General features: G+C 50.0%; 11 protein-coding genes. 4 read left to right on the top strand and 7 right to left on the bottom strand.

Features of this window, described 5'->3' with window-relative positions; genetic code table 11:
- Positions 1 to 34 precede the first annotated feature (34 nt).
- From CHL74_RS04115 to CHL74_RS04085, 7 genes are all read right to left on the bottom strand, one after another.
- Positions 35 to 568 carry a histidine phosphatase family protein gene (locus CHL74_RS04115; protein ID WP_094879901.1) on the bottom strand — a complete coding sequence of 178 codons (534 nt, stop codon included), beginning with the start codon at positions 566 to 568 and terminating at the stop codon, positions 35 to 37.
- A 50-nt stretch (positions 569 to 618) separates the two neighbouring features.
- Positions 619 to 4,122, bottom strand: coding sequence for a transcription-repair coupling factor (mfd, locus tag CHL74_RS04110; RefSeq protein ID WP_094879960.1), 3,504 nt, complete (start codon positions 4,120 to 4,122; stop codon positions 619 to 621).
- A gap of 39 nt (positions 4,123 to 4,161) precedes the next feature.
- Positions 4,162 to 4,911, bottom strand: a complete 750-nt coding sequence (locus tag CHL74_RS04105) for a polyprenol monophosphomannose synthase (RefSeq protein WP_094879900.1) — start codon at positions 4,909 to 4,911, stop codon at positions 4,162 to 4,164.
- Positions 4,912 to 5,050: 139 nt separating this feature from the next.
- A complete protein-coding gene (locus CHL74_RS04100; RefSeq protein WP_094879899.1) occupies positions 5,051 to 7,198 on the bottom strand; it encodes a polysaccharide lyase 8 family protein in 2,148 nt (715 codons plus the stop codon).
- 18 nt (positions 7,199 to 7,216) lie between these two features.
- On the bottom strand, positions 7,217 to 7,858 hold the full coding sequence (udk, locus tag CHL74_RS04095) for a uridine kinase (RefSeq protein WP_094879898.1): 642 nt from the start codon (positions 7,856 to 7,858) through the stop codon (positions 7,217 to 7,219).
- A gap of 21 nt (positions 7,859 to 7,879) precedes the next feature.
- Entirely contained in the window at positions 7,880 to 8,503 is a 624-nt protein-coding gene (locus tag CHL74_RS04090; RefSeq protein WP_254923214.1) for a uracil-DNA glycosylase family protein, read from the bottom strand.
- On the bottom strand, positions 8,503 to 9,552 hold the full coding sequence (locus CHL74_RS04085) for an endonuclease/exonuclease/phosphatase family protein (protein ID WP_094879897.1): 1,050 nt from the start codon (positions 9,550 to 9,552) through the stop codon (positions 8,503 to 8,505). The genes CHL74_RS04090 and CHL74_RS04085 overlap by 1 nt, the downstream gene beginning before the upstream one ends.
- A gap of 161 nt (positions 9,553 to 9,713) precedes the next feature.
- On the opposite strand from CHL74_RS04085, the gene CHL74_RS04080 reads away from it, so the two are divergent.
- From CHL74_RS04080 to CHL74_RS04065, 4 genes are all read left to right on the top strand, one after another.
- Entirely contained in the window at positions 9,714 to 10,793 is a 1,080-nt protein-coding gene (locus tag CHL74_RS04080) for a glycerate kinase family protein (protein WP_094879896.1), read from the top strand.
- A 1,000-nt stretch (positions 10,794 to 11,793) separates the two neighbouring features.
- Complete coding sequence (locus CHL74_RS04075) at positions 11,794 to 12,423, top strand: porin family protein (RefSeq protein WP_094879895.1); 630 nt, start codon at positions 11,794 to 11,796, stop codon at positions 12,421 to 12,423.
- A gap of 434 nt (positions 12,424 to 12,857) precedes the next feature.
- Positions 12,858 to 13,565, top strand: coding sequence for a sensor histidine kinase (locus CHL74_RS15705; protein ID WP_176452166.1), 708 nt, complete (start codon positions 12,858 to 12,860; stop codon positions 13,563 to 13,565).
- Between the two features lie 86 nt (positions 13,566 to 13,651).
- Positions 13,652 to 14,356, top strand: coding sequence for a LytR/AlgR family response regulator transcription factor (locus tag CHL74_RS04065; protein ID WP_094879893.1), 705 nt, complete (start codon positions 13,652 to 13,654; stop codon positions 14,354 to 14,356).
- Positions 14,357 to 14,569: the final 213 nt, after the last annotated feature.

Raw genomic sequence — 14,569 nt, 5'->3', positions numbered from 1 at the left:
ACGATGATGTCAGAAATGGCATCATCGTTTTTTTTTACACCTCCAACACCCTTACTTCCACGTTCTTCATCGGTTCGATGTCCTGCATTGGCTTGCCGAAGAAGACGGACTGTATGGCTTTGTTTATTATTCCGTGACCTACGGCGGCTACTGTCTTGCCGTCATAACGCTGGCGCATAAGCTGGAGGAAGGCGTTGGCACGTTGGCGCATGGCGTCTGTGGTCTCGATGTCCGGCGTCCACTTTGCGTCCTTCAGGTCGGGGATGTATCGACCGGTGAAGCTGCCCCAGTCGCGCTCTCTGAGCAGCGGAGTCTGGAAGATGTTGGCGAGAGCAGCCTGGCGGTCGCCTTGGAAGTGGGGGGCTGCCACCTCCACACAGGTGTCGACGGCACGTTGGAGGTCGCTCGATACGAAGGCGTCGATGTGTTTTTGGCTCAGTTCGGCGCCGAGACTGCGTGCCTGATTGATGCCGTTTTCTGTAAGTTTGCCCGGCGTCTGACCCTGCATGATGCGGTTTACGTTGTCAACGGTCTCGCCGTGACGGATAAGAAGAAGCTTGCATGCCATGATTGTATGTTGTTTACTGTTTGTTAATGTTTAATGTGTGACTCTTGCCATTACATGTTGTCTATCTCTTTCAGCACCTCCAGAGCGTCGCCCACCGATGTGATGCCGGTCACAATCATGAAGCGGTGGCCTCTGGCTTCCTTGAGATTGCAGCGACGGGTGTGCGAAGATATATAGTTGAGGGCGCGTCCGAAAGCCTGACTCTTATAGTAAGCAGACTCTGGATTGCTCACAAACTGCATCTGCATGCGACCCTGCTTGAGGATGATCTTCTCGCAACCGAGCTTCTTGCCGATTCTTCTTAGCGGCACAACGAGGAGCAGCTGCTCTCCCTCCTTCGGCATCTTGCCGAAGCGGTCTTCCAGCCTCTTGCGATAAGCGTCCAGCTGGTCGTCGTCGCTGATGTTGTCGAGCTCGCGATAGAGGAACATTCTTTCTGCCGAACCGGGGACGTAGGTCTCAGGGAAATACATCTCCAAGTCGCTCTCCAGTGCGCAATCCTCCACAAACTCGTCGCCGCTGATCTCCTTACCCTGTGCTATCTCCTCAGCGTAGATGTCCTGGAATTCCTCGTTCTTGAGTTCGGTGACAGCCTGATTGAGGATTTTCTGATAAGTCTCGTAGCCGAGATCTTCCATGAATCCGCTTTGTTCGGCACCGAGCAGATTGCCCGCGCCGCGGATGTCGAGGTCCTGCATGGCAAGATTAAATCCGCTGCCGAGTTCGGAGAAATTCTCCAATGCCTCCAGTCGGCGGCGTGCCTCAGGCGTCAGCACCGACTTTGGCGGAGCCAGCAGGTAGCAGAACGCCTTGCGGTTGGAGCGTCCCACACGTCCTCGCATCTGATGGAGGTCAGAGAGTCCGAAGCGGTGTGCGTCGTTGATGATGATGGTGTTGGCGTTGGAGATGTCGATGCCGTTCTCCACGATGGACGTGGAGAGGAGCACGTCGTAATCATAATCCATAAAGCCGATGAGGATTTTCTCAAGCTCTTCCGGATTCATCTGACCGTGACCGATGGCCACTCGTGCGTCAGGGACATACTTATGGATGAGCGCGGCTATCTCGGGAAGGTTGGATATGCGGTCGTTCACGAAGTATACCTGTCCGTTACGCGACATCTCGAAGTTGATGGCGTCGGCTATTATCTCGTGTCCGTATACGCCCAGTTCGGTCTGGACGGGATAGCGGTTTGGCGGCGGCGTGCGTATGATGCTCATGTCTCGTGCTCCCATCAGCGAGAACTGTAGCGTGCGCGGGATGGGGGTGGCAGACATGGTGAGCGTGTCCACGTTGGTCTTCAGCTTGCGCAGCTTCTCCTTCGTAGCCACGCCGAACTTCTGCTCCTCGTCGATGATGAGCAGTCCGAGGTCATGCCATTCCACCGACTTGCCTATTAGCTTGTGCGTGCCTATGAGAATGTCAATCTTGCCCTCCTTCAGATCGGCAAGCACCTCGCGGGTCTGCTTGGCTGTGCGGGCACGTGAGAGATAGTCCACGCGGACGGGCATCTCCTTCAGGCGGCTGAGGAATGTCTTGTAATGCTGGAACGCCAGCACCGTGGTGGGCACCAGCACAGCCACCTGCTTGCCGTCCGTGGCAGCCTTGAAAGCGGCACGTATGGCCACTTCCGTCTTGCCGAATCCCACGTCGCCGCATACGAGGCGGTCCATGGGTCGGTTGCTCTCCATGTCATGCTTTACGTCCTGCGTGGCTTTCGACTGGTCCGGCGTGTCCTCATACAGGAACGAAGCCTCCAGCTCGTGCTGCAGGTAAGAGTCGGCAGAGAATGAGAATCCCTTCTCGTGGCGACGCTTCGAATAGAGCTTGATAAGGTCACGCGCGATGTCCTTGATGCGCTTCTTTGTGCGTTCCTTCAGTCGGTCCCACGCACCCGTGCCGAGAGCGCTGAGGCGTGGCGGTTCGCCGGTGTCGGCGCGGCGGTATTTGGATATCTTGTAGAGCGAATGTATTGACACGTCCACGATGTCGCCGTGCTGATAATAGATGCGTATGGCCTCCTGATAGCTGTCGCCGACCGGCACGCGTAAGAGTCCGCCGAACTTGCCGATGCCGAAATCCACGTGTACGATGAAGTCGCCCGGCTCCATTTCCTGCAGTTCCTTCATCGTCAGCGCCATCTTTCCGGTCCGTGCAGCGTCCGACTTGAGGTTGTATTTATGGAAACGGTCGAATATCTGGTGGTCCGTAAAGAAGCACAGACGGAGGTCGGCGTCGGCGAATCCCTCGTGCAGAGTGTGGTCAACGGGGGTGAACGTGATGTTGTCAGCTACGGAGAGAGCCTCCGAATTGGGCGATTTCTGATGGCGGGCGTTGCGTACGGCACGCAGTTCGTCGCTCTCGAAAATCTCCTTCAGTCGGCGTGTCTGCTTCTCGCTGTCCGCAAGAATGTAGAGATGATAGCCCTGAAGCAGGAAGTCTTCGAGAGTCTGAGCCAGCAATTCGAAGTTCTTATGAAACAGCGGTTGCGGCGAAATGTTGAATGTGATGGTGGTTTGGGGAGTGCCGGACGGATGTGCTCCCATCTCGACGAAGCGGAAACCGCTGATAGCTTTGCGAAATTCTACGCCGCTGACCAGATTGTTCTCCTTCCGCATTTCGCGCAAAATCTGCTCCTGCTCCATCTCCGTGGCACCCTCAAGACGTTCCGTGAAGGCTTGCTTGGAGAAGCCGTTGTCATAAATCTGCTCAATGGCAGAGCAGAGATAGAGGCGGTCCTTGAAGACCAGCAGGGCATCCTCGGGCAGCATGGCAGTGAAGGGCTGCTTGTCTGTGACGGTCTGTGCCAGTTCGGGAACAATCTGAACCGTCTCCTTCGAGTCCTTCGAGAGCTGGTCTGCCACCTCGAACGTGCGGATGGTGTCCACCTCGTCGCCGAAGAAGTCGATGCGGAAGGGCAGTTCAGACGAGTAAGAATAGACGTCGACGATGCTTCCGCGCATCGCAAACTGTCCCGGTTCGTAAACGTAGTCTACCTCCTCAAAGCCAAGACTGCGCATCTTTCGTCCGAGATCAGTAAGATTGACGATGTCGCCGACGCCGATGCTTATGGTGCGCTCGTCGAGGTTTCGCTTCGACACCACAAGCTCGCTGAGGGCTTCAGGACATGTTACCACATAGAGGAAGCCCGGATTGTCCTTCCCTTTGCCAGTCGTATGAGCTGCCGAGAGGCGTGAGAGAGTCTCCGTGCGCAGAATTTCGTTGGCTGCGTCGCGCTGTCCGTACTTCACGGCACGGCGGTAAGATGACGGGAAGAACAGCACGTTGTCCGTACCGAGAATCTGCGTAAGGTCATGATAGAAGTAGCCTGCCTCGTCATTGTCCTGCAGTATGAAGACCGCCGTGAGCGGTTTCTGCGCCCCTTTCTTGCCGTTTTCTGTACGGCTTGCGGCTGCCGCAAAAAACACAGGAGCCGATGAAGCAACCATTCCCTTAAGGAATAAATGCTTCACCGACTCGTCATTTACAGCTTTCAAAAAAGCCCCGCACTGAGGCAGGGCTGAATATATGTTGCTAATCTCTCTTATTTCCATAAGCATTTAAGGATGTCCTCTCGACGTATCTCGAATGTTTTAATGTTTTGCCTTAGGATACTTTCTGAACCATCCGTCCCAACGCAGACGCATAACGCCGAAGAAAGCTTCGGAGAAAATGCCACCGCTCATCTTGCTGACACCTTCGCGACGGTTGACGAACACTACGGGCACCTCCTTAATCTTGTAACCCATCTTGTATGCCGTGAACTTCATCTCTATCTGGAAGCCGTAGCCTTTGAAGCGGATCTGGTCGAGCGGAATAGATTCGAGCACGCAACGGCGATAGCACTTGAAGCCCGCTGTGGTGTCGTGCACCTGGAAACCAGTGACCATGCGCACGTACTTGGAGGCGAAGTAGCTCATCAGTACGCGTCCCATAGGCCAGTTTACGACGTTGACGCCGCTTACGTAGCGCGAACCGATGGCGAGGTCGTAGCCTTCGTCATGGCAAGCTGCGTAAAGGCGCGGCAGGTCGGCTGGGTCGTGAGAGAAGTCGGCGTCCATCTCGAAGATGTAGTCGTAGCCGTGCTCGAGCGCCCACTTGAATCCTGTGATGTAGGCGGTGCCGAGTCCCAACTTGCCGCTGCGCTCCACGATAAAGAGGCGGTCGGCAAACTCCGTGTCGATGAGATGATGCACTATCTGGGCTGTTCCGTCGGGGCTTCCGTCGTCGATGACGAGAATGTGGAAGCACTTTTCGAGAGCGAAGATGGCGCGTATGATCTTCTCGATATTTTCCTTTTCGTTATATGTGGGGATGATTATGATGCTGTCGCTTTTGTTCATACTACCTTTATATTTAGTTCTGTTTGGCTTGTCTTTAACTATCTATTTTGCAAATGTACGAATATTATTCTAAAGGCACGCCCGCAAACGAATAAAAAAAAGCCGCTTTATGTAAGTTTTCATAAGTTTTAAAGCTTATTTATTTAAGGCAATATGCTTTTGTGGCTCCTGCCTTTTCGCCTGTCGAGCCGAAACTGCACTTTACCTTCTTTGCCTTCTTGAGACTTCCCTTCAGCTTCACCTGCAAGTTGATGGTCTGCTGCTTCTGTGCCGGGTCAGCCACGTGCAGCCAGACATGACCGTCTGCCCTGCGGCGTACCATAAGCGCACAGGGACGGTCGGTCTTCACCTCGATGTCACCGTCCTTATACTTTCCCTTCTCATGGAACACCATCTGCCAGACGCCGAGTCCGCCACGACGTACAGCCTGAAGCTTCTTGCTGTTGGAAAGAATGCTGATCTCATTGCTTTGTGCATACTTGTCGAGGGCATTGTCAGACGTGTTGTCGGGTACGATGACGTAGACGTAAGAGGCGTTCTGCGGACGTGTGCCGTGGTCGATAGCCACGGTGGCTACGTCGAGCGTGGAGGTACGGTTCGGCTCCACGTTGTTGATGTCGTGCCAGTTGCCGCTCTGCTTCTTTCGTTCGATTGTCACCTTGCCACCCTTCGGGAACACATAAGCCACACCATTATGGCGCACCCACCGGATGTCGGTCTTCGTAATGTTGTCAGACAGCTTGAGCTGTGACTTGCCGTTGCCGTCCTTATAGTCCAATGTCCATTTGGCATTGTCCAGACATTGGTTTACGGTTGTCTGCACGTCGCTTTGCGATGACGACGTAACGCCGGCTCCGAGGCAGACCACCTCGTCGTCAAAGAAGAACCAAGACTTGCGTGCTCCGGTGTTTATGCCGTCGTAGGAGTCGTAGTAAGCGTAGGTTGAGGCTCCGTAGATGGAGTCGGTCACGCCACCCGCAAACTGCGATGTGCCTCGCAGCTCCCAGTCTTTCTTGCCCAGTGGCACACGTTCCGTCACGGGAGCCGTAACGCCGGGGATGTGCGTCCAGTTCCAAGCGGGGAAGATATTGAGATATTCGTCGCCCGTCTTATTTATGGAGCAGCTGCCGTCCGACACGTAGTAAGCCTTCAGATTCTCGCCGTTGCCATACTCCATGCGTGATGTTCGCGTAGAGCAGAAACGCACGCCTACGGAATAAGAGGGGCGAGTGTGTAGCGTGTAGTCAGCCCTGTAGAAGTGGGTGTTGGCGGATGCGACGCCCTTGTCAGCCTTTGCCTTACCCTCTATTCTTGATACTATGTCCTGATACTGTGCGGCATATTCAGGATCGATGGTCATCATACGGCGGGCGTAAAGGGCTGTATTGGAAGCTTTGAGCGAGTTGTTGCGGCTCACACCACGTCCCAATGTATTGTAAATCTTATACTTTCCGCGTATGGTGGGATAAAACGAATGGAGCATAAACTGCCTTACCATCTCCTTCTTGTCAGCGCTGAGCGCAAACTTCGTGCCCGCAGCATATCCGGCTATCTGCGTGATGCCCTTCAGAATCTCGTCACCGTAGCCTCCGATATAGAGCTGCTGTCCATGCTGAATGAAGCTGCCGTCACACTGAAAGCCCTCGCCTGTAGTGTATTTTATAGGCTCGAAAGCCAGCTCCATAGCACGTTTCAGGTCGGCATCGTTACGCTCTACGGCAGCACGATAAATCCAATGGAGGCACAGGTCGGTGCGGTTGGCACCGGTCCACTTGGCAGGATCGCCGCCGTCTTCGCGCATGTGATTGAGAATGTTCTGCTCCAGCTGTTTGGGCAGATGGTGCTTGCCCTGTCTCATCTTGACGAGCATCACGCCGAGCGACTGAGGTTCAGCCACCTGGGCGTACCACCAGTTGGTGCTCTTCGGGCGACGTTCCATCCAGTATGACAGAGCTTTCACGATGTTGTTATATACATTCTCGTTGCCATACAGCTTGCTCTTCTTGTTGGTATAGGCATAGACGAGGTTGCTGAGGCGGATGAGATGTGTGCGTGGCTGCCATCCGTCTTGGGCTGTACTGGCATAGTCGATGTCGCTGAAGCTGCCTTTCTTGATGTCGAACGTCTTCAAGTCCGCCGTTATATCCGGCGCACTTTGGAAGTCATTGCTGATACGTTCCACGAGCGTGTCGTAGTCGTCGGTGGCGGCAAGCGTGACTGTCGGTATGGCGGCGAGGAAGAGCAGGGCAGTGGCGATGCGCTTCAGAGGAGTGTGTATTTTGTGCATAGCGGTGTTGTTTAGGGGTTACTGTTTGGGATTATTGCCGTTTACGATGCTCTCGATGTATCGGCAGACCATCGAAATGCCCTTCTCGTTGTCTCCTCCCTCAGGTATGATGACGTGAGCGAAGCGCTTTGTGGGTTCGATAAACTGCTCGTGCATGGGCTTGAGAACCTTCAGATAACGGTCCACAACCATCTGTACGGTACGTCCTCGCTCAATGATGTCGCGCTGGATGTTTCGGATAAGGCGCTCGTCCGAGTCGCAGTCCACGAAGATGCGGAAGTCCATCATGTCGCGCAGACGCTTGTTTAGCAGGGCCATGATGCCCTCCACGATGATGACGGGCTTAGGCTCGACGTGGATGGTGGCTTCCTCACGGTTGCACTTAATATAGGAATATGTGGGCTGTTCGATGGCTTTTCCCTCGCGCAAGTCGTTTATCTGCTTGATGAGAAGCTTCCAGTCGAAAGCGTCAGGATGGTCAAAATTGATGGCATGGCGCTCCTCGTCCGTCATGCCTGTGGTGTCGTTATAGTACGAGTCGAGAGGCACCACGGCTACATGATGAGGCGGAAGAGCCTCCACAATCTTCTTCACCACGGTGGTCTTGCCTGATCCGGTTCCTCCTGCTATACCTATAATTGTGATTTTATTGTTTTCCATATACTTGTTTTTAGTAGAGATTTACGGTGTGAATATACTGTCGAACATCTTCTGATAGAACTCCGCCTTCTTCTCCACAGCCATCGGGTAAGCCCTTGAGCTGCTTGGCATCCTCCACAGACGCAGCTCACGTCCTTCAAAGCAGAACGTGGTATGCTCTCCAACCTTCGGGCTTTCCTTGATGGAGAAGCATTCGGCAAGTGTGTCCGTGGCTTTCTGTCCCGTCGTTACGATGTCGGTAAGAAGGGGAAGGCCGCTTACCATCGCCTTAAGGTCAGTAGGCTCCACGACCATGAGGTCCTTGTCCGACGCCGTGTTCTTCAGTCGGCGGACGGCTGTGGCGGTGTCGTACATGCCGATGCGCTGACGGGTAAGAAAGCTTTTGATGTCGTCAAGGTGGAACGTCTTGTGCTCTTGGCTGACGAAGCGCATCTTGTCTTGGAAGAAGCAAATGCCGAAGATGCGCCACATGTCGTTGGTGAAGTTGGGATAATAGAAGTGCATTGTCCAGCGTTTCTCTCCCGGCGGGAAGCTGCCGAGCATCAGCAGACGGCATCCTTTGGGAAGGAAAGGCGTGAAAGGATGGCGCTCCACAGGCGGAAGAGTCTGTGTGGCACCATCCTTAAGTTGGTGTTCTGACATCATTACTTCTGCTCCTTTACGAGGTAAACCACAACGGGGAGGTGGTCAGAATATCCGTCCAGCCATACGCCGCCAGCTGTGGTACGCTTCGGAGCACCCTTGTATTTGCCCTCGCTCTGGATAAGATACGGTCTGACGTGAATCTGGTTCTGGAAGAACTTGAGAGACGAATAGTCCTTGCGTCCGTTCTTGTTGAGAAGGTTGGGAGAGAGGACAATCTGGTCGAAGAGGTTCCATGTGCCGCTGTAGAAGAGCGTTCCGCGTCCCTCCTTGGTGAGAATGTTATACCAGGGATTATACATGTCGTCCTTGCCCACCTTGTCTACGTCGGGCTTGCATGAGAGCGCCTCGGTCATCGACTTGTTTGTCGGGTCGTCGTTCATGTCGCCCATGACCATCACCTTGCAGTTCTTGTCAGCCTCGATGAGCGAGTCCTTTATCTTCTTCACCTGACGTGCTGCCACCTCGCGATAGTATGGCGAAGAGAAACGGCTGGGCCAGTGGCATACGATGACAGCAACGGGTTCGCCAGCCATCTCGCCCTTCACGGTAAGGAAGCCACGTGTGACGAAGCCGGAGTCCTTTGCTTCCTCGGGAACGTAGGGATAGAGGTGTACGTCCTTTACGCTGAAGTAGCGCGGATTGTAGAGCATGGCGCAGTCGATGCCTCGCTTGTCCGGTCCTTCCACGTGCACATACTTATAGCCGCGCTCCTTGAGCTTGGGCTGAGAGATGAGTGCGTCCAGCACGCGTGAGTTCTCCACCTCCGACAGACCGATTACGGAGCATCCCACGCCCGGCAGCTTGTCCGTTCCGAGATCGGCGAGCGCCTGAGCCATGTTGTGCAGCTTATGGCTGTATTTCAGTCCGTTCCATTTATACGAACCGTTGGGGAGGAAGTCGTAGTCGCGCTTGCCCTCGTCGTGGCAGGTGTCGAAGAGGTTTTCCTGATTGTAGAAACCTACGGCGTAAAGGCTGTACTTCTTCTGTGCGTTTGCTCCTGTTATGGCGCAGAGCAAGAACATAAGGATAAGTAGAAAGTTCTTTTTCATTTTTGTTTGTATTGTCATTTCTTGTTGATTACATATTGTTTCAATCTGCAAATTTCGCTAATAAATCTGATATATGCCATAACTTTTCAGCGGATTTAGCTTAATGTCATATAAATTTCTTGTTTTCTTTTATTAATTTTGCCCCATAGACCATTCATATTATGAAATACATTCTTGCTACAGACTCATTCAAAGGCAGCCTGTCGTCCACGGAAGTGGAGGCGGAGATAGCCGAAGTGTTAACAGAAAAGGGCGCGGATGTCGTCAGCCTGCCGATGTCGGACGGCGGCGACGGCATGCTGGAGGCTTTCACGAAGGCTTTGGGCGGAACCATAGAGCCGGTGTATGTGCACAATCAGATGATGCGCCGTGTGGACGCCGCTTTCGGTATGACGGCTGACGGCACCGCCATTGTGGAGGTGGCGCAGGCGTGCGGACTGGAGTTAGTGAAGGAAGACGAACGCAATCCGATGCGAGCCACCACCTACGGCGTGGGCGAACTGCTCTCAAGAGCCGTCAAGCGCGGATGTCGCAACTTCATAATCGGGCTTGGAGGCAGCGGCACGAGCGACGCAGGAATTGGTATGCTGAGGGCGCTTGTTGACATCTTTGCAAAGGGAAAGACCTTCGACGACGCCATGAAGACCGAGCTGGGCGAATGCCGCTTCACCTTGGCGTGCGACGTGGACAATCCTCTTTGCGGCGAGAACGGTGCGGCTTGCGTATTTGCTCCACAAAAGGGGGCTACGCCGCAGATGGTGGAGCAGCTCGACAGAAGGGCGAAGCTGTTCGCAGAGAAGTCTGCTCTGCATTACGGCTACGACCGTTCGTGCTGTCCTGGAGCAGGTGCTGCAGGCGGACTCGGCTATGCTTTCATGCAGTATCTTGGCGCCGAGATGCGTTCCGGCGCCGACATGCTGCTCAGTCTTTGCCGCTTTGACGACGTGGCAAAGGACGCCGACATGATAATAACAGGAGAAGGACACGCTGACCGTCAGACGCTGATGGGCAAGCTGCCGCAGAAGGTGTTGCAGCGTGGACTGCAGATTGGCGTGCCTGTAGGACTGGTGGCTGGTAGGGTGGACGCCAAGGAACAGCTGCTGGAAGCTGGTTTCCGATTTGCCGAAAGCGTCACGCCTGACGGCATGTCCACAGCCGAAGCGATGAAGAAGGAAGTGGCGCAGGCTAATCTGAGGCGTTGGGCTGTTTTTCATCACCATCACGAACTCTTTAATGATTGAATCGATGTACGATATTTGCATTTCTAACGCTCAATACTCCTCGTTCAGCGCACAACAAAATCTTTGGTGCGAAATTCTTGAGTTTTGAGCGTGCAGCGATAGTGGGCTGACATACAGCTGATTATGCTGCTGAGAAGAGAAATGTGCAATGAATGACGGAGCCAAAAAGCATCATTGGGTTGCAATAGCGCCACTTTTACACTACAATAGCGCCACTTTTATCATGCAATAGCGCCACTTTTACACTCTAATAGTGGCACTATTGTAGTGTAAAAGTGGCGCTATCGTTAAGTTCGGGTGCTGTTTGCACAGCAAAACACCGAAAAAACAGCAAACCGAAACTCTAAAATCAATTTTTATTTTGTAACAGCTTTTTACTCTTTGTACGATATTTGCATGGCGGACAGGAAGACGTGTATTTTTGACATGAAGACATGAAGAACAGGTATTTTTGACATGAAGACATGAAGAACGTGTATTTTTGACATGAAGACATGAAGAACAGGTTTTCATAGCGTAGCGGAGAAAGAACAACGAAAGCGAATTGCGACTTGTTGGATGAGAGCCACAAGCTGCCGTAACAAACATAGGAGGCTATGGCGTCTCGCCGTAGCCCCGCACCCACGAACGCAAGCAGATTGAGTATGAGCTGCGGGTTCCGCGGAGCGGGACCTTTATAATGAAACCCACTGCAAGCTGCGAAGCAGCGCAGCTGTGGGTACATATGCCCAAAAAATGAGTTCCCTGAAAGGGGACTTATGCTTCCTGTATATTGTTGAGGATGATAGTCGGTCCCGCTTTGCGGAACCAAGAGATGGTGAGGTGATGCTTATTGCATTTCGGTTTAACCTACAAAAATGACGGTTTAAATGTGTTTTTTTACGTTTTAGCTATAGTTCTATTGCGCAATTACCTACGTTATACTAACTTTGCATTGTGAAATATTAACGCGTCGGTTTTCATGATTAATAATTTAAAGAAAACATAATTTGAAAAAGATATGAGACTATTATTATTATCATTCGTCCTGTTGGCATCTACTATGGTTAATGCCCAGTCTTTCCGTGTGGGCCCAACTGTTAGGGCATTGTATACGAGCCCGACCGATGACGCACGTTCGGGATGGGGCGTAGAAGCAGGCGTTACGGGAGAGATGAACTTTAACAAGGATAATGCGGGATTGTTTGTCGATGCTTCTTTGCTCTTTAATAATTCTAACTGGAAATCAGGAACTTATTATATGATGGATTCAAAGACTTGGAGCAAATATGATTATTCCACATATAATCTTACCGTACCAGTTAACGTTGGATATCGCATGCGATTGACTGATGCAGTTTCTCTGCACGCTGCTGCCGGTCCTTATTTGCTGTTCGGACTTTCGGCAAAGTGTAAGGAAAAGTCATGGGTGGATGGTAGTGCTAACAAAAAAACAGAAGAGTCTGATAATCTGTATGGCAAGTCTATGCAACGCGTGCAATGCGGACTGGGAGTTGCGTTAGGAGCGGAACTTTTTAAGCATTATCAATTGAATGTCAGATATAATTGGGGACTGACCGATACTTATAAGGCTGATTATGCGAACGGCAAAAATAATATGCTGTCAATCGGTTTGTCTTACTTATTTTAAAGCTAAAAGCTAATGAGTAGTTTAAAGGAAGGGTTTGATATACGAATATCATGCTCTTCCTTTCACGGTATAAAAACAATACAAAAGGTTGTATTATGGTTTTGAAGAAAAGATATAAATCATTACTTGTAGAGTTGACGTTGTTCACTCTCTTCATATTCTTTTTTTATGACATAATTTGGATGATTATAGATTTTGATAATTTCTATAATCTTCTTACAACTTCAACGGATACGTTTCTTTTTAATTTTTTGATAGACTTTGTCTATTGTGTTGTTTTTGCTTCGATAAATATTACCTCCAAAAATGTTATATTCAATAATAAATTTCGAAGACGTAATAGTGTAAGCTATCGGAATTTGGTGTATTCTGGATTTCTGTTATTATCTATAAATGTAGTATTGGCTGTTCTTTGTGAGTTTGTCTTGAATGTGATGGATTCTGAATTACCGGATGAGGATTTCTTGGGAAATGCTTATTTCTTTTGCTTTGTATCGTGTATCTTGTCGTTTGTGATGTTGCTGATAGAGTATTCGAGGATTATAGATGAAAAGGAGAAAGCAAGAGTGGAGCTGCAAAAGAAATTGTTGAGCATGCAGTTGAATCCTCATTTTATCTTCAATAGTTTTAACGTTCTTAATGGCTTGATTTCTACAAATCAAGAGCTTGCATTGAAGTTTTCTACCAAATTAGCAAGGTTTTATCGTGTAGTCTTGTCCAATATGGATAATGATTTGATCTCTATAGACAATGCTTTGGATATGGCAAGGGATTATGTAGGTTTGTTGAATGTCCGTTTCGGTAACAGCATTTGTTTGGAGATTGAAAGTATGAGTGTCCTTGATGACGAGTATATATTGCCATGCGCTTTACAGTTGACTATCGAGAACGCAGTAAAGCATAATCACGTAAGAGATAGCAGCAAGCTTTATCTGACAATAAAGAGGAAAGATAACATGCTGATTCTCAAAAATAATCGCATTCTGTCAAAGGATGATGTTGTGGAGGCGGATTCTTGTGGAATAGGTTTGAAAAACTTATTTGACAGATATAATCTGATATGCGAATGTGAACCTATCGTCAAGGCTGATGCGAGTTTCTATGAAATTATGCTACCTATTATAAAACGAAAGAAATTATGAGTAAGAAATATCTGATAATTGAGAACGAACCTATATCTGCGATGTATCTTAAGAGTATGATTCTTAAGCTGAAAAGTGATGTCTAGGTGTGTGGACCCGTAAGTAGTGTTGCTGGTGTTGTTGACTTGTTGACCAAGGAGAATGATTTTGACTTGATCTTTGCTGACATTAAAATAGATGGCGGTACTGTCTTTGATGCTTTTAACAGGTGTGTTCCTAATTCTTTCGTGGTGTTTACGACGGCGTATGATAATTATGCTCTTAAGGCTTTCAAGAACAATGGAATAGATTATCTGCTCAAACCTATAGATATAGATGAATTGGAGGAGACATTAGATAGATTTGAAAGATGCAGTGGAAGTAAGTATAATCAACATAAGGAGCTGATGCACCGTTTGGCGAACGAGAGAGTTGGTCCGTATAAAAGGCGTTTTCTTTTAAATTTTAGAGACGAGTTGTATATGTTGGAGACTTATAATATAGCATACTTCTTGAAAGAAGATAATGGTGTGGTGGCTTGTGACTTTAGTGGCAAGAAATATAATTTGTCGTATACAATGCAGCAATTGGAAAGCTGTCTGGACCCTGCGGGCTTTTTCCGAGTCAATCGTCAGTATATAATAAATTTCAAAGCTATCAAGAATATCTATACATCGTTTCTCTCAAAAATGAGAGTTAGCTTGAAAGGTTGTGATGATTGCAATATAATTGTGAGCAGAGATAGAAGCCGGGGATTCAGGGAATGGATAGAGAATATCCGGACCACTGGAAAAAGTGTGTGGATATCGTAGTACAATAAAAACACTATATTGTCCGTTTATAAAGTCAAAGAACGGATAAATATGGAAAAGTATAGACTCCTTGCAGAATGTCTTTTGCCCGAACACATGCTGGATTGGTTCGACCTTAAAGACGTGTTTGTAGAGCAAAAGAAAGAAACAAAGCTTGTTCACATATACCTTGACGAAAACGAGCTGAGACCAGGTGACAGAACCGATATTCGT

It is taken from the genome of Prevotella sp. 885 (assembly GCF_002265625.1).
Taxonomy (GTDB): Bacteria; Bacteroidota; Bacteroidia; order Bacteroidales; family Bacteroidaceae; genus Prevotella.
The sequence above is the reverse complement of the archived record's forward strand: the minus strand, read 5'-3'. Positions and strand labels throughout refer to the sequence as shown.